21 protein-coding genes are annotated in these 23,304 nt (G+C 62.3%); 16 read left to right on the top strand and 5 right to left on the bottom strand.

What is annotated here, in order from left to right; translation table 11 throughout:
• Positions 1-46 precede the first annotated feature (46 nt).
• The 5 genes from ctaD (at position 47) to PQG80_RS10855 (ending at position 4,501) form a co-directional block, all read left to right on the top strand.
• Positions 47-1,852: a cytochrome c oxidase subunit I gene (ctaD, locus tag PQG80_RS10875; protein WP_271751450.1), complete on the top strand. Its 1,806-nt coding sequence runs from the start codon at positions 47-49 to the stop codon at positions 1,850-1,852.
• Positions 1,849-2,469 carry a cytochrome c oxidase subunit 3 gene (locus tag PQG80_RS10870; RefSeq protein WP_217596550.1) on the top strand — a complete coding sequence of 207 codons (621 nt, stop codon included), beginning with the start codon at positions 1,849-1,851 and terminating at the stop codon, positions 2,467-2,469. The genes ctaD and PQG80_RS10870 overlap by 4 nt, the downstream gene beginning before the upstream one ends.
• A gap of 4 nt (positions 2,470-2,473) precedes the next feature.
• On the top strand, positions 2,474-2,794 hold the full coding sequence (locus PQG80_RS10865) for a cytochrome C oxidase subunit IV family protein (protein WP_271751334.1): 321 nt from the start codon (positions 2,474-2,476) through the stop codon (positions 2,792-2,794).
• 245 nt (positions 2,795-3,039) lie between these two features.
• Entirely contained in the window at positions 3,040-3,957 is a 918-nt protein-coding gene (gene ctaG, locus PQG80_RS10860) for a cytochrome c oxidase assembly factor CtaG (RefSeq protein WP_271751333.1), read from the top strand.
• 103 nt (positions 3,958-4,060) lie between these two features.
• Entirely contained in the window at positions 4,061-4,501 is a 441-nt protein-coding gene (locus PQG80_RS10855; RefSeq protein WP_432432747.1) for a DUF420 domain-containing protein, read from the top strand.
• Positions 4,502-4,595: 94 nt separating this feature from the next.
• On the opposite strand, the gene PQG80_RS10850 is transcribed toward PQG80_RS10855, so the two are convergent.
• Complete coding sequence (locus PQG80_RS10850) at positions 4,596-5,981, bottom strand: sensor histidine kinase (protein ID WP_271751331.1); 1,386 nt, start codon at positions 5,979-5,981, stop codon at positions 4,596-4,598.
• The gene (locus tag PQG80_RS10845; protein ID WP_271751449.1) at positions 5,978-6,691 is read right to left on the bottom strand and encodes a response regulator transcription factor; all 714 of its coding nucleotides are present in this window, start codon (positions 6,689-6,691) and stop codon (positions 5,978-5,980) included. Before PQG80_RS10845 ends, PQG80_RS10850 begins: the two co-directional genes overlap by 4 nt.
• A gap of 160 nt (positions 6,692-6,851) precedes the next feature.
• Between PQG80_RS10845 and PQG80_RS10840 the strand changes: the two genes are divergently transcribed.
• From PQG80_RS10840 to PQG80_RS10825, 4 genes are all read left to right on the top strand, one after another.
• A complete protein-coding gene (locus PQG80_RS10840) occupies positions 6,852-7,529 on the top strand; it encodes a hypothetical protein (protein ID WP_271751330.1) in 678 nt (225 codons plus the stop codon).
• Between the two features lie 223 nt (positions 7,530-7,752).
• Entirely contained in the window at positions 7,753-8,961 is a 1,209-nt protein-coding gene (locus PQG80_RS10835) for an amidase (protein WP_271751329.1), read from the top strand.
• A gap of 103 nt (positions 8,962-9,064) precedes the next feature.
• On the top strand, positions 9,065-10,651 hold the full coding sequence (ggt, locus tag PQG80_RS10830) for a gamma-glutamyltransferase (RefSeq protein WP_271751328.1): 1,587 nt from the start codon (positions 9,065-9,067) through the stop codon (positions 10,649-10,651).
• Positions 10,652-10,704: 53 nt separating this feature from the next.
• Entirely contained in the window at positions 10,705-11,577 is an 873-nt protein-coding gene (locus PQG80_RS10825) for a fumarylacetoacetate hydrolase family protein (RefSeq protein ID WP_271751327.1), read from the top strand.
• A gap of 81 nt (positions 11,578-11,658) precedes the next feature.
• On the opposite strand, the gene PQG80_RS10820 is transcribed toward PQG80_RS10825, so the two are convergent.
• Positions 11,659-14,073 carry a putative bifunctional diguanylate cyclase/phosphodiesterase gene (locus PQG80_RS10820; protein WP_271751326.1) on the bottom strand — a complete coding sequence of 805 codons (2,415 nt, stop codon included), beginning with the start codon at positions 14,071-14,073 and terminating at the stop codon, positions 11,659-11,661.
• A 570-nt stretch (positions 14,074-14,643) separates the two neighbouring features.
• Positions 14,644-15,564 carry an RluA family pseudouridine synthase gene (locus PQG80_RS10815; protein ID WP_271751448.1) on the bottom strand — a complete coding sequence of 307 codons (921 nt, stop codon included), beginning with the start codon at positions 15,562-15,564 and terminating at the stop codon, positions 14,644-14,646.
• A gap of 588 nt (positions 15,565-16,152) precedes the next feature.
• Between PQG80_RS10815 and PQG80_RS10810 the strand changes: the two genes are divergently transcribed.
• The 7 genes from PQG80_RS10810 to sigJ all read left to right on the top strand — a co-directional run bounded on the left by PQG80_RS10810 (position 16,153) and on the right by sigJ (position 22,519).
• Complete coding sequence (locus PQG80_RS10810) at positions 16,153-16,878, top strand: hypothetical protein (RefSeq protein WP_271751325.1); 726 nt, start codon at positions 16,153-16,155, stop codon at positions 16,876-16,878.
• A gap of 32 nt (positions 16,879-16,910) precedes the next feature.
• Complete coding sequence (locus PQG80_RS10805; protein ID WP_271751324.1) at positions 16,911-17,327, top strand: GntR family transcriptional regulator; 417 nt, start codon at positions 16,911-16,913, stop codon at positions 17,325-17,327.
• Entirely contained in the window at positions 17,324-18,277 is a 954-nt protein-coding gene (locus tag PQG80_RS10800; protein ID WP_271751323.1) for an ABC transporter ATP-binding protein, read from the top strand. Before PQG80_RS10805 ends, PQG80_RS10800 begins: the two co-directional genes overlap by 4 nt.
• A complete protein-coding gene (locus tag PQG80_RS10795; RefSeq protein ID WP_271751322.1) occupies positions 18,274-19,176 on the top strand; it encodes an ABC transporter ATP-binding protein in 903 nt (300 codons plus the stop codon). Before PQG80_RS10800 ends, PQG80_RS10795 begins: the two co-directional genes overlap by 4 nt.
• Positions 19,169-20,452 (top strand): ABC transporter permease, encoded by a 1,284-nt coding sequence (locus PQG80_RS10790; RefSeq protein WP_271751321.1) that lies wholly within the window; start codon positions 19,169-19,171, stop codon positions 20,450-20,452. The genes PQG80_RS10795 and PQG80_RS10790 overlap by 8 nt, the downstream gene beginning before the upstream one ends.
• A gap of 170 nt (positions 20,453-20,622) precedes the next feature.
• Positions 20,623-21,237: a histidine phosphatase family protein gene (locus PQG80_RS10785; RefSeq protein ID WP_271751320.1), complete on the top strand. Its 615-nt coding sequence runs from the start codon at positions 20,623-20,625 to the stop codon at positions 21,235-21,237.
• Between the two features lie 370 nt (positions 21,238-21,607).
• Positions 21,608-22,519 carry an RNA polymerase sigma factor SigJ gene (gene sigJ, locus PQG80_RS10780; RefSeq protein WP_271751319.1) on the top strand — a complete coding sequence of 304 codons (912 nt, stop codon included), beginning with the start codon at positions 21,608-21,610 and terminating at the stop codon, positions 22,517-22,519.
• Here the strand turns inward: sigJ and PQG80_RS10775 are convergent.
• On the bottom strand, positions 22,516-23,256 hold the full coding sequence (locus tag PQG80_RS10775; protein ID WP_271751318.1) for an SDR family oxidoreductase: 741 nt from the start codon (positions 23,254-23,256) through the stop codon (positions 22,516-22,518). The genes sigJ and PQG80_RS10775 overlap by 4 nt on opposite strands.
• Positions 23,257-23,304 lie beyond the last annotated feature (48 nt).

The raw sequence follows: 23,304 nt of genomic DNA, 5'->3' as shown, positions 1-23,304 counted from the left end.
GGCTTTGGCTGCACACGCGCATACGGTCAAGCGTTATCGGGGCTTGATGGACTGGCTGACGACCGTCGACCACAAGAAAATAGGGATTCTGTACTTAATCGCAGGCGGGCTTTTCTTTCTGGTCGGCGGCCTTGAGGCGATCCTGATCCGGATTCAACTGATTAAGCCCATGAACGATTTCGTCGGGGCGGATACCTTTAACCAATTAATTACGATGCACGGCACGACGATGATCTTCCTGGCGGCGATGCCGATGCTGTTCGCGCTCATGAACGCGGTCATCCCGCTGCAGATCGGGGCGCGCGACGTCGCGTTCCCGTTCTTGAACTCGCTCGGTTTCTGGACCTTCTTCGCCGGCGGCGTCCTGCTGAACATCAGCTGGTTCGCCGGCGATATTCCGGATGCGGGCTGGACGTCTTACGTGCCGCTGGCCGGTCCGATGTACAACGGCGGGCACGGCGTCGACTATTACCTGATGGGCCTGCAGATCGCCGGTATCGGCACGCTGCTTGGCGGCATCAACTTCATGGCGACGATCATCAATATGCGGGCGCCGGGCATGTCCTTCATGCGCATGCCGATGTTCACATGGACGATCTTCATTACCTCCGCCTTGATCGTCTTCGCCTTCCCGGTACTGACGGTAGGTCTCGTCGCGCTGACGTTCGACCGGCTGTTCGAGGCCAACTTCTTCGAGACGGGCAACGGGGGCAACGCCGTACTCTGGGAACACATCTTCTGGGTGTTCGGTCACCCCGAAGTGTACATTCTCATCCTGCCGGCCTTCGGTGTCATCTCCGAAGTCGTCAGCACCTTCTCGCGCAAGCGTCTCTTCGGCTACAGCTCGATGGTGTTCGCGACCGTTCTGATCGCATTCCTGGGCTTCATGGTCTGGGCCCACCATATGTTCACGACCGGCCTCGGCCCGGTAGCGAACGGCCTGTTCTCCATCGCGACGATGCTCATCGCGGTGCCGACGGGGGTCAAGATCTTCAACTGGCTGTTCACGCTGTGGGGCGGATCGATCTCGTTCACCTCCGCCAGCCTGTTCGCGATCGGGTTCATCCCGACGTTCGTCATGGGCGGCGTCACCGGCGTCATGCTGGCCGTCGCGCCTGCCGACTTCCAGTATCACGACACGTACTTCGTCGTCGCTCACTTCCACTACGTCATCGTAGGCGGATTGATCTTCGGCATCTTCTCGGGCCTGCACTACTGGTGGCCGAAGATGTTCGGGCGCGTGCTGAACGAAAAGCTGGGCAAACTGACTTTCTGGACGTTCTTCACGGGCTTCCACTTGACCTTCTTTATCCAGCACTTCCTGGGCCTGATCGGCATGCCGCGCCGCGTATGGACGTATCTGCCGGGCCAAGGCTTCGACACGATGAATGCGGTGAGCACCGTCGGCGCGTTCCTGATGGGCATCGGCACGATCGTGTTCGTCATCAACGTCATCGTCAGCGCGGCGAACAAGAAGCCGGTCGCGGACGATCCGTGGGAAGACGGCCGCTCGCTCGAATGGTCCATCCCTTCGCCGCCGCCGGAGTACAACTTCAAGCAACTTCCGCTCGTGCGCTCCTATGACGCATGGTGGAACGAAAAGCAAAAGGGCAACACCGAAATGCCGCCGGCAGAGCCGGTCGGACCGATCCACATGCCGTCGCCTTCGATCCTCCCGCTCATCATGAGCATCGGATTGTTCGCAGCCGCGCTTGGGTTTATGTACGACCATCTGATCGTCGCCATCGCAGGGCTCGTCGTCACCTTCGGAAGCATGTTCTGCCGCTCCGTCTTCGACGATCACGGCTTCCATATCGAGCCTGAGGAGCAGGAGAAAGGGGTGCACGCATGAGCGCACACGACCATCACTTAGACGGACACCTTCCTCATGAGCCCGAAAAGGCAACGTTAGAAGGCCGTAATAAGATCCTTGGATTCTGGTTGTTCCTGGGCGCGGAGACGGTTCTGTTCGGAACCCTCTTCGCTGCCTTCATCGCGCTTCGCCATCAGACCCTCGACGGTCCGACGCCCGACCATCTATTCGAACTGCCGATGGTATTCGCGGCGACGATGATCCTGCTGGTATCCAGTCTCGCGAGCGTATTCGCGGTTCAGGCGCTGCACCAGCATAAGGTCAAAGCGATGATCGTCTGGCTGATTATCACGATTCTGCTTGGCCTGGGATTCCTCGGGCTCGAGATTTACGAGTTCAACACGTACGTATCCGAAGGCCACAAGCTGACGACGAGCGCATTCAGCTCCTCGTTCTACACGCTCGTCGGCTTCCACGGCGCGCACGTCGCGTTCGGCGTTCTCTGGATCGGGCTGCTCATCGCCCAGATCTTCAAGAAAGGCCTGACGGTCGTCACCGCTCCGAAGATCTACGTGTCCGCCATCTACTGGCACTTTATCGACGTCGTCTGGGTATTCATCTTCACCGTTGTATACCTGATGGGAAAGGTGGGTTAACCTCATGGCCAACGACCATTCGGCAGCCGCTTCTGAACCCAAGCGACGTCACCGGCACGAGGGACCGCAGAAGCACGTCGTCGCTTTTGTCCTGTCCCTTGCGCTCACGATCATCGCCTTCGCCGCGGTTTCCGCAGGCGAGATCAATACGACGTTCACGTACATCATCCTTGTGACCATGGCTTTGCTGCAGGTTTTCGTACAGCTGGCGTTCTGGATGCACTTGAAGGACCGCGGACACATGTTCGCGACGATGGGCATCCTCTTCGGCATCATCGTCGTGATCACGATGGTGATCATGGCGCTGTACTGGGTTTGGTGGTAAAGGAACACGAACTGAAGAGAGGCGGGCCTACAAGCCGCCTCTCTTTTTAACGATTTGAGGCGGTTCGCAGGGGCCGCAAGTTGCGTATCACACGATATTGAGGACACAGGGTCCGCTATTCCCGTCATTCAGGGGATAGACGACGTGAATGTCGAGAATAACGGATCGTAGGTCCGCTTCGATAGCCGATAGAACCATGGATAGACCGACTGTTGATGGCATGAAATATGAAAGGAGGAATTACGATGGGAATGGGATTAGAATACTTTTCGTTCGCCGACCTATGGAGTCCCGTCATGATGATCATCGCGCTCGCGATCATCATCCTATATTCGCTGGTCACGGGACCCTGGCGGGAACGGTTCGAAAATAGCGAGCCCGTCTCAAAAAGGCGGCAAGCGGCGTTTATCGCGGGGATCGTGCTGCTTTATCTGGCGCAAGGCGGACCGCTCAGCCTGATGGGACACCTGATGTTTACGTTCCATATGACGGCGATGGCGATCTCTTATTTTATCGTACCGCCGATGCTCATTTACGGCGTGCCGGCATGGCTGTGGAGGTCCATATTCTCCCGTGCGTTTTGGAGACCGTTGCGCTTTTTCATGAATCCGCTGCTGGGGCTGTTCGCCTTCAACCTGCTGTTCTCGGTGTACCATATGCCGGCCAATCATGACTGGATCATGACCCATTACGTGTTCCACGGATTCTATTACTTCGTGATGCTAGGCGCGGCGATGATCAGCTGGTGGCATGTGATGTGTCCCGTCGCAGAGTGGAGCAGGCTGACGAACCTGCGCAAGCTAGGCTTCATTTTCTTGAACGGCCTGCTGCTCACGCCGGCCTGCGTACTGATCATATTCGCGAGCACGCCGTTGTTCAGCGTGTACAGCGATCCCGACGTATGGGCGAGAGCCATGGGTTATTGCATCGCGGGCGATCCGTCGGCATTCCTGGCCCAGTTCAAGGGCGGGCCCGCATTCTTCAGCCTGATGTCGCCGACCGACGACCAGCAGCTCGGAGGCATCATCATGAAGCTGCTTCAGGAGTTCGTCAACATCGCGGCGCTGTATACCGTCTTCATGCAGTGGTACCGCAGAGAGCGCGCGCAGGATGACGATCCGACGTTCGATCACGCCGCGTCCGGCGGTTTGAACAATGTGTGAAGTGGCCTCTGCGCAATTGAACTAAGCGCGTAGGCGGGGTACAATGGGAGCAGTTGTCCAACATTTATGGAGCAGGTGAGCCCACTTGTCAAGCTATACCATTATGCCAACGATCAGCACGAGTTTCATCGCGATCAGCGCTATTCTCGTGGCGATCGGCTGGAATCTCATTATCCGGGGCAAACGCGAGGCCCACAAGAAGACGATGATCATGGCGGCGATCGCGGCGATCATATTCTTCATCATCTACGTATCCCGTACGATATTCGTCGGCAATACCGAGTGGGGCGGACCCGATCACCTCAAGACGATTTATCTGATCTTCCTGCTGTTCCACATTACGCTGGCGATGGTCGCGGCCGTATTCGGCATCACGACGCTCGTGCTCGGCTTCAAGGAGAAATACGCGAAGCACCGCCGCTGGGGACGCGTGACCGCCGTGATCTGGTTCATCACCGCGATTACCGGCATCACCGTATACATCCTGCTCTACCTGCTCTATCCGGGCGGCCATACCAAGCCTGTTATCGACGCGATTTTTTAAGCGACGTCCCGACACATCATCGACAATCGCAAAGGAGCTGTTTCCCGAAGTCGTCCAGACGACGGGGAACAGCTCCTTTTTGATAGGAGAAGGCTCAGGCAGCGGTCATCATCGGGAAACTGAGCGAGATCTCCGCTCCGCCCGAGGCGTGATTGCCTGCCCGGATCAAGCCGCCGCAGCGCTCCACGATCGCGCGGGAGATAGCGAGTCCGAGGCCGGTCTCGCCGTCCTTGCCCTTGACGAAGCGATGGAAGAGATGGGGGAGCAGCGTCTCCGGGAAGCCAGGTCCGTCGTCCCGCACGCGGATGACGATACGGCTATCATCGATGCCGGCCTCGATAACGATGCGCCTGTCGGCATGCCGGGCCGCATTGGACACGACGTTGAGCAGCGCTTGCATCATTTTGTCCGGGTCCGCCATAATCGTCAGCTCGCCATTCTCTGCGCCCCCGGCACAGACGATGTCCAGGGATAGTCCCCGCGGCGCGAGCAGCGGATTGATCCGTTCGGCGGCGCCGGTGAGCATCTCCCGCACGCCGACGGCGGCCGGCTGCACGATGTCCGCTTCGCTGTCGAGCTTGGCCAGCAGCGTCATCTCCGTGACGAGCTTGGTCACCCTCCCGCTTTCCTTGATAATAATGTCCAAGCCCCTGCGGGCGCCTTCGCCCTCGAACACGCGGTCGCGGATGCCTTCGGCATAGCCTGCGATCGACATGAGGGGCGTCTTGAGTTCATGGGACGCATTCTGGAAAAATTGCTTCTGCACCCGGCTATAACGTTCCAGTTCCCCGGCGAGGTCGTATACGGTACGCGCGACGGCGCCGATCTCGCCGCCGGCCCGGACGAGCCGGACGTCGGCGAACTGGCGCTCCTGCACCTTCGCGAGTTCTCTGCGCAGCTTCATCAGCGGGCGAATGAGCCTGCGCGTGATCAGCAGGCTGAGCAGCAGCGCCACGGCGCCGCCGACGGCCAGTACGATCAGCAGCCGGCCGAGAAGCGCGCGTTCGATCGCGTTGATCTTACTGATCGGCGTGCGCAGCGTCAGCATGCCTTGGGGTACCAGGTCCGTATGGACGAGATAGCCGCCGCTCCGGATCGGCGAGTTCGACAGGGTCAGCCCGGGCTTCGTGCCGTCGATCGACAGGACGGTCGACGGGAGCTGCTGCACGGAAGCCGTAAGTGAAGTCGTTCCTGCGCCGCCGCTTAAGATATGGCCGTCGGCATCCAAGATGTAGGCCTCGACGCCGGTCGGCAGCGCGACGGCGGATCCGAGCGACAGCGTCGCATCGGACGGCTTCGCTAAAGTTCCGGCCTGCAGCTGGAGACGGGTCGCGATGTTCGAGGCCGCTGCTGTCAGCGTTTGCTTTTGCTCGACCATAAAGTGATCGATGAGTACCAGATGGATGAGCAGCGCCGTCATGCCCAAGACGAGCACGAGCAGCGCGGCAAAAGCCAGGTTGATCTGATGCAGCAGCTTCATGGCTGTTTCCCTCCGTCCGCTCTTAAACGATAGCCATGCCCCCATACCGACTCGATCGGGAGCGGCTCGGCCTTTTTGCGAAGCCGCTTGATCAGATGATCGACGGCCCGGTCGCTGCCGAAGTAATCGTCGCCCCATACCAGCACGAGCAATTCCTCCCGCGTGTACGCGCGGTTCGGATGCTCCGCGAGCACCTGCAACAGCGCGTATTCCTTAAAGGTCAGATCCAATTCCGCGCCGCTCCAAAAAGCGCGCCGCTCCTCCAGATACACCCGCAAGGCGCCGACTTCGACGAACGAAGGAGAGAGGGCCGCGGCTGCCGGCTCGTGACCGGCATGAAGCTTGTACCAGCGCCGAAGCTGGCGCTTCACCCGGGCTACCAGCTCGCGGGGGCTGAAAGGCTTCACCAGATAGTCGTCGCCGCCCAGCTCGAGACCCAATATCTTGTCGACCTCGTCGTCCCTGGCCGAGATCATGATGATCGGCACTTCGGCGTCGCCGCGAATGCGCCTGCACAGCTCGTACCCGTCCATGCCGGGCAGCATGATATCGAGCACCCAGAGATCCGGCGGACTGCTCATCCACAGCTCCCATGCCTCTTCTGCGGTCGCGAGGCCGACGGTGCGGTAATTTTCTTTATTCAGATAAGCCTCGACGAGATGACGGATGTTCGGATCGTCGTCCACGACGGCAATCGTATACTCGTTAATCGGAAACGACCTCCCCGGCCAAACTATGCGTTTATTATAGCAAGTCCGGTCCACAGCCGGGCGCGTGCCATCGTTTTTCCACATTTCCACCAATCGCCTGCCACACCTGGACTTTAAATTAGGAGATGCAAGACAAACGATAACCAGGAGTGATGCGTCCATGAAAAGCAAGTCCATCATCGCCAAAATCGCCGTCACCGCCATGGCGGTCACCGCGCTGGCCAGTCCCGTCGCCGCCTTCGCGGCGGCCGGACCCGCGCTATCCAAGCAGTACGCGGTCTCCCTGACGACGGCGTCCGCCAAGTCCTCGCAGATCGCGGCAGGAGAAGCGAGACCGATCTCGCCCTCCGCGGTCGTGCAGCTGACCGATCCCGTCGAGGTCGCCGCCAAGTATGCGCCGGATGCCGTGCAGGAATGGAAGGATACGCTCGCCAGTTACGCCAAGCTTGCCCAGGGCAAGAATACGCTGACGCTCTCAGCGGCAGCCTTGCCTGCTGTCTCTGTACCCAGCTCGGACGGGACTGCGCATGCCGTAAACGCCGTGTCTCTCCAAAAGGGGATCTTAACGGCGTCAGGCTCGGGAACGATAACGCTTCAGGCGGTCAAAGCGGCGAGCGTCGGCAATCTGCAAACGGTCGGGACATTGACGCCTCGCGCCGGCATTACGGTCGTCACGACGGCAGCCGCTGCGGCTCCCGGGGGAGTCGGGCTCCTGCAAGGCCGCATCGCCTTGGGCGAAGCCGTCCGGACGGACGACGCGGAGAAGATCGGCCTCGCGCTGGACAAGCTGCTGGCGCAGTACAAGACAGCCATTGCGGAGCTGAAGCAAGCGGAGTAAGCGCGGAGCGGAAATCAAGATTCGGAAGGAAATGTTGAGCGGGACGAAGCAGAGGCACCATCTGTTTCGTCCCGTTTTTCGCATGCGCGAAGGCCGCTTGGCTTCCTTGACAAAGAATGGCGCGAATTTCAGCGTCCCTGCCAAATGTACGTGAAGTTAATTTACTTGAGACGATCCCCCTCCTTATACTGCTCATACAGACAAGATGAGAGGATGGGGTCGGATGAACGATCGCTGGCACGCCTACATCCGGCAAGATATCAAGCTCGAGCCGACAGGCAGCGGCCCGCTGGGCGGCATGTCATTCGCGGCGAAGGACGTGTTCGCCGTGCGCGGCTGCGTCCCCGGCGCAGGCAGCCCGGACTGGGCGCGGACGCACGAGGCCGCGTCCAGCCATGCCCGCGCCATCGACCTGCTGCTCGCGGGCGGCGCCGCGCTGAACGGCTTGACCCATACGGACGAGATGATGTACAGCCTGAACGGCGAAAATTATAACTACGGCACGCCGATCAATCCGAAGGCCGAGCAGCGCATTCCGGGCGGTTCGTCGAGCGGATCGGCCGTCGCGGTCGCCGCGGGGCTCGCCGATCTCGCGATCGGCACCGATACCGGCGGCTCGGTGCGCATCCCTTCCTCGTATTGCGGGATCTACGGCTTTCGGCCGACGCACGGCCGGGTGCCGCTCGACGGCGTCGTGCCGCTCGCGCCTCTATTCGACACGGTCGGATGGATGTCGACCTCGGCCCGGTTGACGGCCGATGCAGGCGCGGTGCTCCTGGAAGAGGATGGGGCCCAGGCGCGAACGTCGCCGCGCAGGCTGCTCGTCGGGAAGGACGCGCTGCGCTCGGTCGACCCCGCGACGCAGTCGGCGCTGAAGCCGCTGATCGCGGAGCTGGCATCGTCGTTCGCGGCGAGCGAGCGCATCGCGATCGCGCGCGAGGGACTGGAGGCATGGATGCGGATCTTCAAGCTGCTCCAAGGCGTCGATATCTGGCGCACGCACGGGACCTGGATCGAGCGGGCCCGGCCGCGCTTCGGACCGGGCACCGCCGAGCGCTTCGAATGGACGCGGACGCTGTCCGCAGCCGACAGCGCGCGGGAGCTGCAGGCGATGGCCGAGATCCGCGAGCGGCTGGCCGACCTGCTCGGCGACGACACGGTGCTGGCCATACCGACGGCGACCGGTCCGGCGCCGCTGCGCAATACGCCGCCGGCCGAGATGGAGCTGCGCCGCGCGCGCACGCAGCAGCTGTCTTGCATCGCGGGGCTCGGCGGCCTGCCGCAAATCACGCTGCCCTGGGCGGACGTGGACGGGTGCCCGGTCGGGCTGTCTCTCTTGGCCGGGCCCGGGCAGGACATGATGCTGCTGCAGTGGGCGGCCGATCAGGCGGCCGACAGGCAAGCCGCGCTCGATGCGGCGGCGGGGCATTAAGCTATTTAGCTATCGGCGTGTATGAGGATGAGGATGAGGATGAGAGACTCATAAAGCGCCGCTGCGCACGAAGAGGAAGCGAGCAAATAAGGAGATGGCGCCGATGAGCACGAGCAGAGCGGCCGCAGGCAAACGTGCCATGGTGGTTAGCCCGCATTACCTGGCGTCGGAGGCCGGCGCGGAGATCCTCCGCCGGGGCGGCAACGCGTTCGACGCGGCCGTCGCCGTCAGCGCGTGCCTCGGCGTGGTCTATCCGCATATGACGGGGCTTGGCGGCGACAGCTTCTGGCTGACGTATCGGGCGGACGAGGGCCGGGTCCGCGCCTACAACGGGAGCGGCCGGTCCGGCGCGGGGGTTAGCCGCGAGCGGTTCGCGGGCCTGGCGGCGATCCCGCAGCGCGGCGCCCGGAGCGCGATCACGGTGCCGGGCATGGTCGACGCCTGGGCGGCGGTACAGGGAACGTACGGCAAGCTGGCGCTCGCCGAGGCGTTGGCGCCTGCGATCCGTTACGCGGCCGAGGGATTTCCACTGTCGCCGGATCAGCATTTTTTTACCGCGAAGTGCAAGGACATGCTGGGCGAATATCCGGACACGGCCGCGATCTACCTTCCTGGCGGCGCGGTCCCCATCGCCGGGGACCGATTCGTGCAGCGCCAGCTGGCCGCGACATTGCGGACGCTCGCGGAAGGCGGTCGCCGCGCGTTCTACGAAGGAGAAATCGCGCGCGAGCTCGTCGCCGGCCTGCGGAGGAGCGGCGGTCTGCTTACGGAGGCGGACTTCGCCGCGCACCGGGGCGGCTGGGAGGAGCCGGCAAGCGGTACCTATCGCGGCTATACGCTTTATCAGGCGCCGCCCAATTCGCAGGGATTTGCCGGCATCATGGCGCTGCAAGCGCTGGAGCGCTTCGATCTCGCTTCGATTCCGCACGGTTCCTACGGTTATTATCATCGTCTCGTCGAAGCGGTCAAGCTCGCGTTCATCGACCGCAACCGGGAGCTTACGGATCCCGATTTCCACCGCGCGCCTTTAGAACGCCTGCTTAGCCAAGCCTACGCAGACGAACTGGCGGGCCGGATCGACCCGGACCGGGCGATGGACTTCGACAGTCCCCCGGCGGGCAGCGATACGGCCTATGCCGCAGTCGTCGATGAGGAAGGCCATGCCGTATCCTTCATCCAGAGCTTGTACTTCGAGTTCGGCTCCGGCTTTGCGGCGGGCCGTACGGGCATCCTGCTGCAGAATCGCGGCTCGTTCTTCTCGCTGGATCCGGCGCACGTCAACGCGCTGGAGCCGAGCAAGCGGACCTTTCATACGCTGATGCCGGCCATGGCGTGCAAGGACGGACGGCCGCGTTATCTGTACGGCACGCAGGGCGGCGAAGGGCAGCCGCAGACGCAGACGGCTGTCTTCACGCGCATGGCGGATTACGGGATGGCGCCGCACGAGGCCGTCGCCGAGCCGCGCTGGCTGTGGGGACGCACCTGGGGCGAGGCGACGCGGGAGCTGAAGCTCGAGAGCCGGATCGACGCCGAGACCGTCCGGCGGCTGGCGAAAGCGGGGCATGACGTGAGCGTCGTCGAAGCCTACGATTATCGAATGGGGCACGCGCACGCGATCTCGATCGACGACGACGGCATGCGGCGCGGCGGCACCGACCCGAGATGCGACGGGGCCGCCGTCGGCTGGTAGCCGCGGACCGGCGGATGAGATAGCCGGCCAAGCGGCAGAGGAGAGATGAAGACATGCGAATCTTGAAGGTGCGGATAGAGGGAAAAGAACGCACGGCCCTCGGCCTGCGGCAGGGAGCGGTCCTGCTGGAGGCGCTGAGCGGGGCTGCAGGGCGGAGCTGGCCGGAGGAACTGCCGGCACTGCTTGAGAGCGGAGCGCTCGGCGAGGTCCGGGACTGGCTCGCCTCGGCCGAGGGCGCCAGTCGCGCGGCGTCTCTCCCGGCGCTGGAGCCGGCGGAGTACGAGGCTGCGCCGATCTGCAGGCGTCCGCGCAAGATCTGGGGCATCGGCTTCAACTACCTGGACGAGGCGCAGGAGCAGGAGCGGGCAAAGTGGGAGGCCGAGGAGCCGGTCGGGTTCATGAAGCCGGATACGAGCCTGATCGGACCGGGCGACGGCATCGTGCTGCCGGCGGGCATCGGCCGCGTCCAGGCGGAGGCGGAGCTCGCCATCGTCATCGGGACCGTGTGCAAGGACGTGAGCGAGGCGGATGCGCCCCGCTGCGCGGCGGGATTCATCGCCGCGATCGACGTCACCGCCGCGGACATTCATGCGCGCCATCCCCGATATCTCACGCGGGCCAAGAGCTACGATACGTTCTGCAGTCTCGGCGCCGAGCTCGTCACGCCGGATGAGCTCGGCGATATTGACCGCTTGACCGTGACGACCGCGCTGAACGGCGCGGACCGGCACAGTCGGCCGGTGTCGAGCATGATCTATCGCCCCTGGCGCGCGATCGCCTTTCACTCTCGGTTCATGACGCTGCTCCCCGGCGACGTCATCTTGACCGGCACGCCCGGAGCCGTCCCGATCGCAGGCGGAGACTGGATTAGCTGCCGGATCGACGGCTTCGCGCCGCTGACGAATCCGGTGCGCGTCAAGGCGTAGATCACTTTTTGGAAAAAAATAAGCCGCACGGCGAACCCGACTAGATCGGGCGCCGTGCGGCTTTTCGTTATGGCTTCGCCGTCACATCGCGGCTCTGGCCAGTATGAACTCTTCTACGTCGAAGGCCTTGAGCGGCTTGCTGATATAGTAACCCTGCATCTCGTCGCAGCCTTGCTGGGCGAGGAATTCGGACTGGGATGCCGTCTCGACGCCCTCTGCGACCACGTGCAGGTTCAGATTGTGCGCGAGCGAGATGATCGTCGCGACGATGGAGCGGTCGTTGGTATCCGACTGCATCTGGCGGACGAACGATTGGTCGATCTTGAGCCGGTCCACCGGAAAGCTCTTGAGATAGCTCAGCGAGCTGTAGCCGGTGCCGAAGTCGTCGATCGAGATGGACACGCCGAGCGTCTTGAGCTGGTTCAGCGTCTCGATGGAGCGGTTCACGTCCATCGTCATGGACTCGGTAATCTCGAGATCCAGGAGCTCGGGCGGCATGCCCGTCTCGCGGACGACGCGCTCCACGGACTCGGCGAAGTCCGGACTCAGGAACTGCCGGCTCGACAGGTTCACCGACATGCGGAGCGGGCCGACCTTGGTATGGCTCCAGCGCCGCGCCAGGACGCAGGCGGTACGCAGCGCCCACTCGCCGATCGGTACGATCATGCCCGTCTCCTCTGCGAGCGGGATGAACTCGGCGGGCGAGACGAGCCCCTTGCTGCTGTGCTGCCAGCGGATGAGCGCCTCCACGCCGACGACCTTGCCGGTGGCGAGCTCGACCTGCGGCTGATAGACGAGGAAGAACTCGCCGCGGTCGAGCGCCTTGCGCAGCTCGTTCTCCAGCTGGACGCGCTCGAAGAGAGAGTCGTTCATCGACAGATCGTAGAAGTTGAACGTATTTTTCCCGTTGTCCTTGGCCGAGTACATCGCGGTGTCCGCGTTCTTCATTAAGGATATTAAGGAGTCTCCGTCCTCGGGAAACAGCGCGATGCCGATGCTGGCGGTGATGTGAACGTCCTTGCCACGCAGGGAGAACGGGATGTCCAGCTCCCGGTTGATGCGCGCCGCGATCGCCTGCGCTTCCTCGCGCGCGATGCCGCCGGTCAGCAGTACGGAGAACTCGTCCCCGCCGAGCCTGGCCACTATCCCCGCATTCTTGACCGCGTCGCTGAGCCGGTCCGCGACCGAGCGCAGCAGCAGGTCGCCGACGTCGTGGCCCTGCGAATCGTTGACCAGCTTGAAGCGGTCGATATCGAGGAACAGCACCGCGGCGGACTGGCCGTCCTGCTGCTGCTCCGCGATCGCCTTGACCAACTGCTGCTCGAACAGCCGCCGATTAGGAAGCCCCGTCAATTCGTCGTGATGCGCCATGTAGTTCATTTGCCATTCGGCCTGCTTGCGCTCCGTGATGTCGCGGACGATCGTATATACGCCGACGACCTGGCCCTCCACGAGAACGGGGACGTTCGTATTGTTCACCTCGAGGCGTCGGCCGCTGCGATGGAGGAGGGCCGCATCGAAGTTCCGCGACTGCCCGGCGACGGTGCTCTTGAAGTTGACGGTGACGGTGTGATGGTACTCGGGGGAGATGATCTCTCTAAGATTGAGCTGGCGGAGCGTCTCCCACTCGTAGCCGGTGAGCCGGAAGGCGGCCAGATTGGCGTCCAGGAGCTTGCCGTCGAGCGTATAGGAGAATACCGCGTCCTGGCTATGTCTGAACAGCGATTCGATCCGCATGTCCCGCTCCAGCTGGCGCCGCATCTGCGCCTTCCAGAATCGCTCGATAAAGATGGTCGCGAGCGCGATGCCGATGACGAACAGCGTGGCGAAGCCCAGGAAAAAGGAGAGCGTGGCGGAAGAGCCGTTCCAGCTGAAAAGGTCCGCCTCCCCGGGGAGCGTCCACGTGGCCGATGCCAGGCCGACATGGATCGATGTGGTGAAGGCGGCTCCGAGCAGCAAAGCCGCGATCACCTTGCGCTTGGGGCCTCGTGACTGCTGGAACCGGTGCGCGATCCAGAGAACGACGATGAACGCCGCGGCGACGACCGTCGCGAACAGCCAGAACGTCCCCGCATCGAAGCGGGGATGGAGGCTCGAACGCATGGCGTGCAGCCCCGCGTAGGGCAGGAAGGCCGCGGCCACGCCGGCGAGCCCGCCGGAAGCCAGCAGCTCCCGCGTGCGGAGGCGGTCCCTGCTCACGGACGGGAGGAGCAGCGCAGCGGCGGCGATGGCGACGACCAGGGTGAGTACGACCATGCTGTAGTCGTAATCGATGCCGACCGTCCAGCGGTAGGCGCTGATCTCATAGAAGCAGACGGCCCACACGCCCGTCCCCATGGCGGCGGCCCCGCACCCCAGCCAGAAGAGGCGCGACCTGCCCCGGGAAGCCGCGGCATACTGGAGCGCCATGCTAAGTCCGGTATAGGAGGCGATAGCTGCGATCATGCATGATAATACGATCATGGTCGCATTGTATGAGCTTTGTAGTTCGATCAACGTGACCATCCTTACTAAGGCAATAATTGACATGAATCGACATATCCTGATTTTACCGGGTATCCCCCGCGTTGGATAGGCCTATTTATGCAATTAAGTATAAAAAAAGCATCTGTTTCCTTATTCAGGCGCGAATAGGACAGGAATTGCGCCGCTCGCTGGTTCCGCTGACTATGGATCTACGTGCACGTTTGCCCATCGCCGCTCGCTGGTTCCGCTGACTATGGATCTACGTGCACGTTTGCCCATCGCCGCTCGCTGGTTCCGCTGACTATGGATCAACGTGCACGGTTGTCCATCGCCGCTCGCTGGTTCCGCTGACTATGGATCTACGTGCACGGTTTGCCCATCGCCGCTCGTTGCTTCCGCAAACTATGGATCTGGGTGCACGCTTTGCCCATCGCTGCTCGCTAGTTCCGCTGACTGTGGATCTTCGTGCACGTTTGCCCATCGCCGCTCGCTGGTTCCGCTGACTATGGATCTACGTGCACGCTTTGCCCGACGCCGCGCGGCCTCTCCATGCGAAAAAAACCGCCAGGACGCTTGCTCCTGACGGGTTGCCTATGCACGTTAATCTTTTAGCGCGTTAAGGAATGCCTTCGGAATGTCCGTCTCGAAGCGAAGTCCTTCGCCGGACGTCGGATGGACGAAGGCGAGCACGCGCGCGTGAAGCCCGAGGCGCCCGAGGAGCTTGGTGCGTGCGCCGTACTTTTTGTCGCCGACGACCGGGTGGCCGATATCCTGCATATGGACGCGGATCTGGTTCTTGCGGCCGGTCTCCAGCTTGACCTCGAGCAGCGAGAGCTGGGACTTGGCCTCCAGCGTCTTGTAATGCGTCACCGCGTGCTGGCCGTCGTTCGGATAAGGGCTGGAGTACATCTTGAGCGTCTTGCTCTCCTTGAGCCAGGAGGAGACGGTGCCTTCGGCGCGCGTGACGCGGCCTTCGACCAGCGCGACGTACGTCCGCTCGGTGACCGCTTCCTGCCAGTTGTTCTGGAGCGACTGCTGGACTTCCTCGCGCTTGGCGAACATCATGACGCCCGAGGTGTCGCGGTCGAGGCGGTGCACGACGAAGATCCGGCTGCGCGGGTCCGTCCGGCGCACGTGCTCGGTGAGCTGCCGGTAGGCGGTCAGCTCGGTCTCCTGCGGAGAGGCGATCGACAGCAGGCCCGCCTCCTTGGCCACGACGATCAGGTCGTCGTCCTCGTACAGGATGGACAACCCGATCAGCGGCGGCGCTTCCTCGATCTTCTCCCTGCTCACGGATACGGTGGCGCCGGGCCGGAGCGGATGGTTGTACGCGGTGACGGACACGCCGTCGACGGATACCTGGCCGCGGGCGAGGATCGCCTTGACGGCGTTGCGGCCCTGGCCGCTCAGCTTGGCGAGCAGGAACGGCAGCAGCTCGCCGGCTTCCTGCACGGCGTAGCTGCGCGAGCCGCCGCCGGCAGGCTTCGCCGCCCCGCCTGCCCGTCCGTCCCGGCCCGCCATCGCGGGAGCCTGTCCGCCCGTCCGGCGCTGCGCCGCCGCAGGGGTGGATCGCGCCTCGCCTGCGCCCCGTCCGTCGCGCCCCGTCCGGCGCTGCGCCGCCGCAGGGGTGGATCGCGCCGCGCCTGCGCCCCGTCCGTCGCGCCCCGTCCGCGCCGCTTCGCTGCCGGCGACCCCGAGCCCTGGACCCGCGGCCGCGCCGTCCCGTCCCCCGCGCGCAGCCAGCTTCGCCGATGCGCCGTTCCGGCGGCCGGCCTTCGGGCTGCCGCGTTCCTCCGATGCGCCGCCTGCGCCTTGCGCGCCACGCGTCCGTGCGGCTTGTCCGCGATCCTCTTGATTGTTTTTCCGACTCATATTCTTATTCCCTCCGGTCATCGCGACCCGTTCGCGCATCTCTCGCGACGGGCGTGGTGTCTTTATTCTAATGGATAAACCTGTCCGCAACAAATCAATCTCCGCATGTCCGGTCTAATCCGATGGACCACAGATGCCAGAAGAAAGATGCCAAATTAAGGGTTGACAGCCAGACGGCCAGGTGTTTATAGTGTGTATAAGGATATACACACAGTATGAGTGGCAGGGGGCGAGCAGATGACGGGATGGCGCGCGACGAAGGCGCTGGCGGCATTCGAGTTCAAGCGCGACTGGCTGGGGTTGTTATTTACGGCGGCGTTCGCCCTGTACGTTGGCGCGATCATCAGCACCCTGATCGACGAATCGTTCGAGGCCGGCGGGTCGACCCGTTATCTCGGCTTCATGAAGGATTGGCTGTATACCTTCACCATTCCGGTATTCGGTTGCGCGATGAACCGTACGGTCTTCGCCTATTGGAGAGGGGACATCTTCACCAAGCGGCTCGCCCACTGGCGTACGATGCCGATTCCCGTCGAGCGGATGGCGAGCGCGCGCATGCTGCTGGCGATGGCGGCGATGGCGGCGAGCGGCGCGACCTTTTTCGTCAGCCAGTATCTGATGGCCCCGACGCTTCGCGACCGGATCGCCCCCGGCGAGTGGGCGGCCACGGCGATCGCCTGGCTCTGTTACGGACTGATCGTGAACGCGGTGTACTTGTACCTGGAGACTGGATTCAACGGAAAGATTTATGTTAAAGCGTACACCGCGGTCTGCATCCTCCTCGGCTTGATCGCCGTCGCCGCGGCTTGGAGCGGCGCGAACATCTTCGACGAGGTGCTGCGCGCCGCTGCAGCCAATCCTGTGCTCGTGCCGGCCGGAGCCGCGGTCCTCGCGGCAGCCGCGATCTACGGCATGCGGCGGGCGATCGTGAGGCGGATGCGGAGCAGGAGTTATACCTTCTAAATTACGTCGCGGAGGAAATGAGGCGAGGCTGATTGTGGATACCGGTGCATATCGATGAGAACCGTCCCGAACCTTTGTATCATCAGGTAGAGGTGCAGCTCCGCGGCCTCATCCTCAGCGGACGTTTGGCGGAGGGCACGCTGCTGCCTTCCATCCGCGAGTTCGCCGCGGACCTGCGGTGCAGCGCGATCACGGTGCGGAGAGTGTATCAGGATCTGGAGAACGAAGGACTGCTGCGCACGCGGCAGGGCACCGGCACGTTCGTCGCCGGGATCGACCAGTCGGCGCGGGACGGCTACCGGCTGGAGCGCGTCGTGGAGGCGTTCGAGCGGGCGGTCGAGACGGGGCTGCAGCTGGAGTGCACCCGCGAAGAGATGGAGCGGATCTGGGAGGACGCCTACAAGCGCAAGCTGGCTGAATCCGACGGGGAGAAGGGGGAAGGACGATGAATCGCGGAATGGACAGGGTGCATGCGACGTCGGTGGAAGAAGCGGCGGTTGCGCTGAGAGGCGTTGCCGTCCGGCGCGACGGCTTCGCGCTGGGGCCGCTCGATCTGTCCCTCCCGGCTGGCATGGTCACGGCGGTCGTCGGTCCGAACGGCTCGGGCAAGAGCACGCTCCTGCGGCTGCTGCTCCGGATGGAGCCGTTCGAAGGAGAGGCGGCGGTGCTCGGGCAGCGTTTGACGCCGGACAGCGACGTCTCGCTGCGGGAGCGCATCGGCTTCTTGTCGGAGCTGCCCCACGCCTACGAGAGCGGGCTCACCGCCGATGAGAAGGCGCGGTTCGCCTCGATCTGGTATCCCGGCTGGAGCTGGGACCGGTACGAGCGTCTGATGCGCAGCCTCGACGCCGACCGGACCAAGAAGCTCGGCAAGCTGTCCAAGGGCATGCGGCGTAAAGCCGAGCTCGCGGTGGCGATGTCCCACGACCCGGAGCTGCTGCTGCTCGACGAGCCTTCGTCGGGACTCGATCCTTCGGCATGGAAGACGATGCTCGACGAATTGACGCAATTCATGGACAGGGGGGACCGCACGCTCATCCTCGCCACGCATATCACGGAGGAGGTGCGCCGCCTCGCGGACTACGTGCTGTTCATGCATCGGGGACGCTGCCTCGGGCTGTACGAGAAGGACCGGCTGTTCGAGGCCTGGCGGGTGCTGGCGGTCCAGCGCGAGGACGGGGCGGCCGGCAGGGACGACGCCGCGCGGCTGCTCAAGCAGGCGCCGGGCGCCCAGGGCGCGCAGGAGGCGGGGCCCGGCATCTGCCGGATCGAGTCGGACTCGCCCGAGGAGACGGCAGCCTACTGCACGTCCGCGGGCTACCGGATCCTCTCCTCGCAGCGCATGGAATTGGAAGAGATCATGGCTTGCTTAGTCCGAAAGGGGGATGCGGGAAGATGAATCCGCTCGTAATCGAAAAGGTGTTCAAGCAATACGGAGACAAGACGGCCGTGAACGGACTGAGCTTCGAGGTCGCGCAGGGGGAGATCTACGGCCTGCTCGGCGCCAACGGCGCGGGCAAGACGACGACGATGCGCATGGTGCTCGGATTGATTCTGCCGGACGGGGGGAGCATACGCTACCGCGGCAAGTCTTATAGCACGGAGCAGCTCTCGATGCTGGGTTACCTGCCGGAGGAACGCGGGATGTATCCCAAGATCAAGGTGAGCGACCAGATTCTCTATCTGGCCCAGCTGCGCGGCATGTCGCGCCGGGACGCCGACGCGAACCTGAAGCGGTGGCTCGAGCGCTTCCAGGTGCCGGAGTATTACAACAAGAAGGTCGAGGAGCTCTCCAAGGGCAACCAGCAGAAAATCCAGTTCATCGCCGCGGTCATTCACAAGCCCAGCATTCTCATCATGGACGAGGCGTTCAGCGGTCTCGACCCGGTCAACGTGGAGCTGCTGAAGACGACGGTCAAGGAGCTGCGCGACGACGGCGCGAGCATCGTCTTCTCGACGCACCGGATGGAGCACGTCGAGGAGCTGTGCCGCAACATCACGATCATGCACAAGTCGAATCCGGTGCTGCAGGGGCCGATCCGCGACATCAAGAGCCGTTTCCCGCGGGAGAAGGTCGTGCTCGGCACGGATACGGATATTCCGGGGCTGGAGCGGATCGGGGGCGTCCTGTCGGCGACCCGAACGGAGCGGGGCTACATGCTGCAAGTATCGCGCAAGGAGGCCGCGCAGGACATTCTGAAGCACGCGATGGCGCACGGTCCGGTCGAACGCTTCGAGCTGCTGGAGCCGACCTTGAACGAAATCTTCATTAAGACGGTAGGTGAGAGCCATGAATAGCATGCGGACGGTCATTGCCTTTACGATGCGGAACAAGCTCCGCAGCAAATCGTTCATCGTCACGACGATCATCCTCGGCGTGCTGCTCGTCGTCGGCGCGAACGTGCCTTACTTCATCGACAAGCTGACGGGGCCGGGTTCGGCCACGAAGGTCGGTTACGCTGCGGAAGAACAAGGCGAGATCATCAAGGGGCTGGACGCGTACTTCGGGCAGGCGGAAAAGAAACAGGTGGAGCTCGTGCCGGTCGCGGCATCCGGCTCCGACGCGGACAAAGCGGCCGCGCTCAAGCAGGCGATCGAGGACGGCAAGATCAAAGGCTATCTTACCTTTACCGATAATAAAGCCGTGGGCTTCCCCGACGTCGTCTACCAATCCAAAAAAATGCTCGACACCGATACGGCGGGCGCGCTCCAGAATGGATTGCAGTTCGTCAAGACCCAGCAGGCGGTACGCGACGCCAACCTGACCGACGAGCAGTTCGCGAAGCTGACGGCGCCCGTGAAGCTCGACACCGTCCAGATCGCGGACGGCGCCGCCGGCGGCAAGACGGAGGCCGAACAGGGTACCGCGATCGGGCTGACCTACGCCATCCTGATCCTGCTGTTCATGTCCGTCATGATCACGGGCCAGCTGATCGCGACCGAGATCACGGCCGAGAAGAGCTCGCGCGTCATGGAGATCATCGTCACGAGCGTGGCGCCGCTCAAGCAGATGTTCGGCAAGGTCATCGGCACCTTCCTCGTCGGGCTGCTCCAGCTCGTGGTGCTCGTCGGCGCGTCCGTCATCAATCTCATGCTGCCGCACAACAAGGGCGCGCTCGAGAGATACGGCATCGATCTGTCCAGCATCGATCCCAAGATGATCATTTTCGCCATCCTGATGTACCTGCTCGGCTACTTCCTGTACGCCATGCTGTTCGCCGCCATCGGCTCGCTCGTGAGCCGGACGGAGGACCTCAGCCAGACGTCCATGCCGGTCACGATGCTGTCGCTCGCGGGCTTCTACATCGCCATCTACGGCCTGACGAATCCCGAGAGCTCGTTCATCACCGTATGCTCGTTCATCCCGTTCTTCTCTCCGTTCATCCTGTTCCTGCGCATCGGCCTCGCCGATCCCGCCTGGTGGGAGATCGTCCTGTCGGTCGGCATCCTGATCGTGTCCGTGCTGGCCATCGGTTGGCTCGCCGCCAAGATCTACCGCGTCGGCGTGCTCATGTACGGCAAGAAGCCTTCGTTCAAGGAAGTTTTCAAGGCGCTGAAGGCGTACAAGGTTTGAGTTAGACGAGTTCGTATGAAGTATGTATGCGTATATATGCGTATGTAGTAACGACTTTATCCGCAGCAGTTCGGCCCTTTCGTCTCCCAAGAGGAGGCGAAGGGGCTTTTTGACCCGGCGCCATCCATACGCAGGAGAAATCTTATTTATGAATCGGAGTGGTGAACCCCTTGACGCAGCTATACCTGATACGACATGGCGAGGCATGTATTCTGAGGGACGGCATCGTTAACGATTACGGATTAACGGAGAAAGGAGTGGAGCAGGCTGCGAGACTGCGGGATCGGCTTGTTAAATCAGGCGAGATTCAGGCTGACGTATGGATCGCAAGTTCATTTCTTCGGGCGAAGCAGACCGCCGAGATTATTGCGGAGGGGTTAGGCGTGCCCGTCGTTGTGGAAAATGATTTTCAAGAGATGCGTCCCGGTCAAGCGCTCGGCATGACGAAGGAGCGTTTGGACGAGCTCCTTGTCTTGCATAATCCCAAGCAAAGCCCGTTTTCCGCGATTGCCCCCGGTGCCGAGAATTGGCCTCAATTCGTTTTGCGCGTAGGCACGGCCTTGAACCGAATTTGCCGCCAATACGAGGGGAAAACGATTGCGATCGTCTGCCACGGCGGCGTGATCGACTGCTCGTTTCAATATTTTTTCGGATTGAACGTCTTTGAGATGCCGAAGGTTGGATTCCAAACCAAGAATACTTCCCTGACGCATTGGTCCCGGCAAGAGGACAAAACTTGGTCTCTCGTGAAGTATAACGACGCCTGGCATTTGGATGCGCCTTGACGAAGGACGGTGGTCCGCTGCTGTACAAGCCATGGTCAAACCGGAAACGCCAACAAACAACACCCCCAAAGAGCGCCTGAGCGCTTTGCTGGGGGTGTTGCTTTTGACATGCTATTTTTTTAGTGCCTGATCCCTACATTCCTGGCCGACGCACCTTTCGTATCAGTATGAATATGCGTGTACGGACTTATAACGACGGCCCTTTGCATCGTGTGACAAGGATCATATCGGGCACGAGACTGGAGAGACTATGCATGCTTGCGTTTGGAAAGTAAACGCGCCGATCGTGTCACAAAAAAGCCGTCCATCTCGTTTTATTACTAGGCGGATTGTGCGCTGAAGTCTATACGAACGGAAGTGGAACGCATAGATGCAAGAGCAGTTATATACCAAATACAAGGCTTTGCTTTTTAAACTCGCTTATCAGTTGACGGGATCGGTATCCGATGCGGAGGACGCCGTTCAGGACGTTTTTATCAAGATCGGCGACGTGCCGCCCGAACGGCTGGGCGAACCTAAGGCTTATCTCTGCAAAATGGTCACGAACCGATGCAAGGACCTGCTCAAGTCGGCGCGCAAGAAACGCGAGGAATACTTCGGCGAGTGGCTGCCCGAGCCTTTTCCCAGCACGGACGACGACGCGATGGAGTCGGTTCTCCGAGAGGATCTGCTGACGTACGGCATGATCGTCCTGCTGGAGCGGCTGTCGCCGTCGGAGCGCATCGTGTACGTCCTTCGCGAAGCGCTCGGGTTCGAGTATCGGGAGATCGCCCATCTGATCGAGAAAAGCGAAGTGAACTGCCGCAAAGTGTTCAGCCGCGCCAGCGCCAAAATGGGGCTGTCCGCCGATGAAGAGCTTGCTCCGCCCGAAGCCGATCAGCAGCAGTGGGTTCACGGCTTCCTGGACGCGCTCAAGCAGGGCAACGTGAACCGGGTCATGACGATGCTCGATCCGGATGTCGTGCTCGTCGCGGACGGCGGCGGCAAGGTGCTGGCTGCCGCGGCGCCGATCGTATCGCGCGACCTGGTGGCGAAGTTCCTCCTCGGGCCTGTGCTTCAATCCGCTATATTTAACGGCGAAGTGCGGATGGAGCTGGGGCATATGAACGGACAGCCAAGCATCTTAATCCGGTCGGATACGGGCATCCAGACGGTCGGCTTGCTGAGAGTGGAGGGGAACGTCATCCGGGAAGTCTACCTGATCCGGAATCCCGACAAGCTCCGGCTTGTCGAGGACTACGGATTCCCGGCACGAGCCGGGCTGACGCAGGCCGCCGATTAAGGCAGCGCGGTCGGCCTGACCACGATCTCGCTGACGGAGACGTCATCAGGTTCGCCTATGGCGTACGCGATCGCACGGGCGATCGCTTGCGGGGAGATGCCCATGCCGGCGATCTGTTTGACCATGGCCTTGGTCTCGGGGCTGCCGATCGATCCGAGCAGCTCGGTCTCGGTGAGTCCGGGCGCGATGATCGTGGAGCGAATGCGGGAGGCGGGAGACTCCTCCTGCCGCAGTCCCTCGGCGATCGCTCTGACGGCGAACTTGGTCGCGCTGTACACGGCCGAGGAGGGATTGACGTGGTAGCCCGCGACCGAGGAGAGGTTGACGATATGACCCGAGCCTTGTTCTCTCATGACGGGCAGCACCGCCGCGATGCCGTACAGGACGCCTTTGACGTTGACGTCGATCATCCGGTCCCACTCGTCGACCCGCAGTTCGCCAAGCAGGGAGGCCGGCATGATGCCCGCATTGTTGACGAGCGCATCGATGCGGCCGTAATGCTTCAGGGCGAAGTCCGCGAGCTTCTGCATGTCGGCGTAGGAGGCCACGTCGGTCTGTAGGTAGGAGACCTCGCCGCCGTCCTGCCGGATCTCGCCGGCGATCGCGCGCAGCCGGTCTTCTCTTCTCGCGGCGAGCACGAGCTTGGCGCCTTGATGCGCGAGCAGCTTGGCCGCGGCTTCTCCGATACCGCTGGAGGCGCCCGTAATGATGATGACTTTATCGCTGACGTGTTGCATGAAGATCCGCTCCTTGTGTACCGGGATTTTTAATCCGACAGCAACATT

Origin of the sequence: Cohnella rhizoplanae, assembly GCF_948329515.1 — a bacterium.
Taxonomy (GTDB): Bacteria; Bacillota; Bacilli; order Paenibacillales; family Paenibacillaceae; genus Cohnella; species Cohnella rhizoplanae.
Note: the sequence above shows the minus strand (reverse complement) of the source record. Positions and strands in the feature narration are given on the sequence as shown.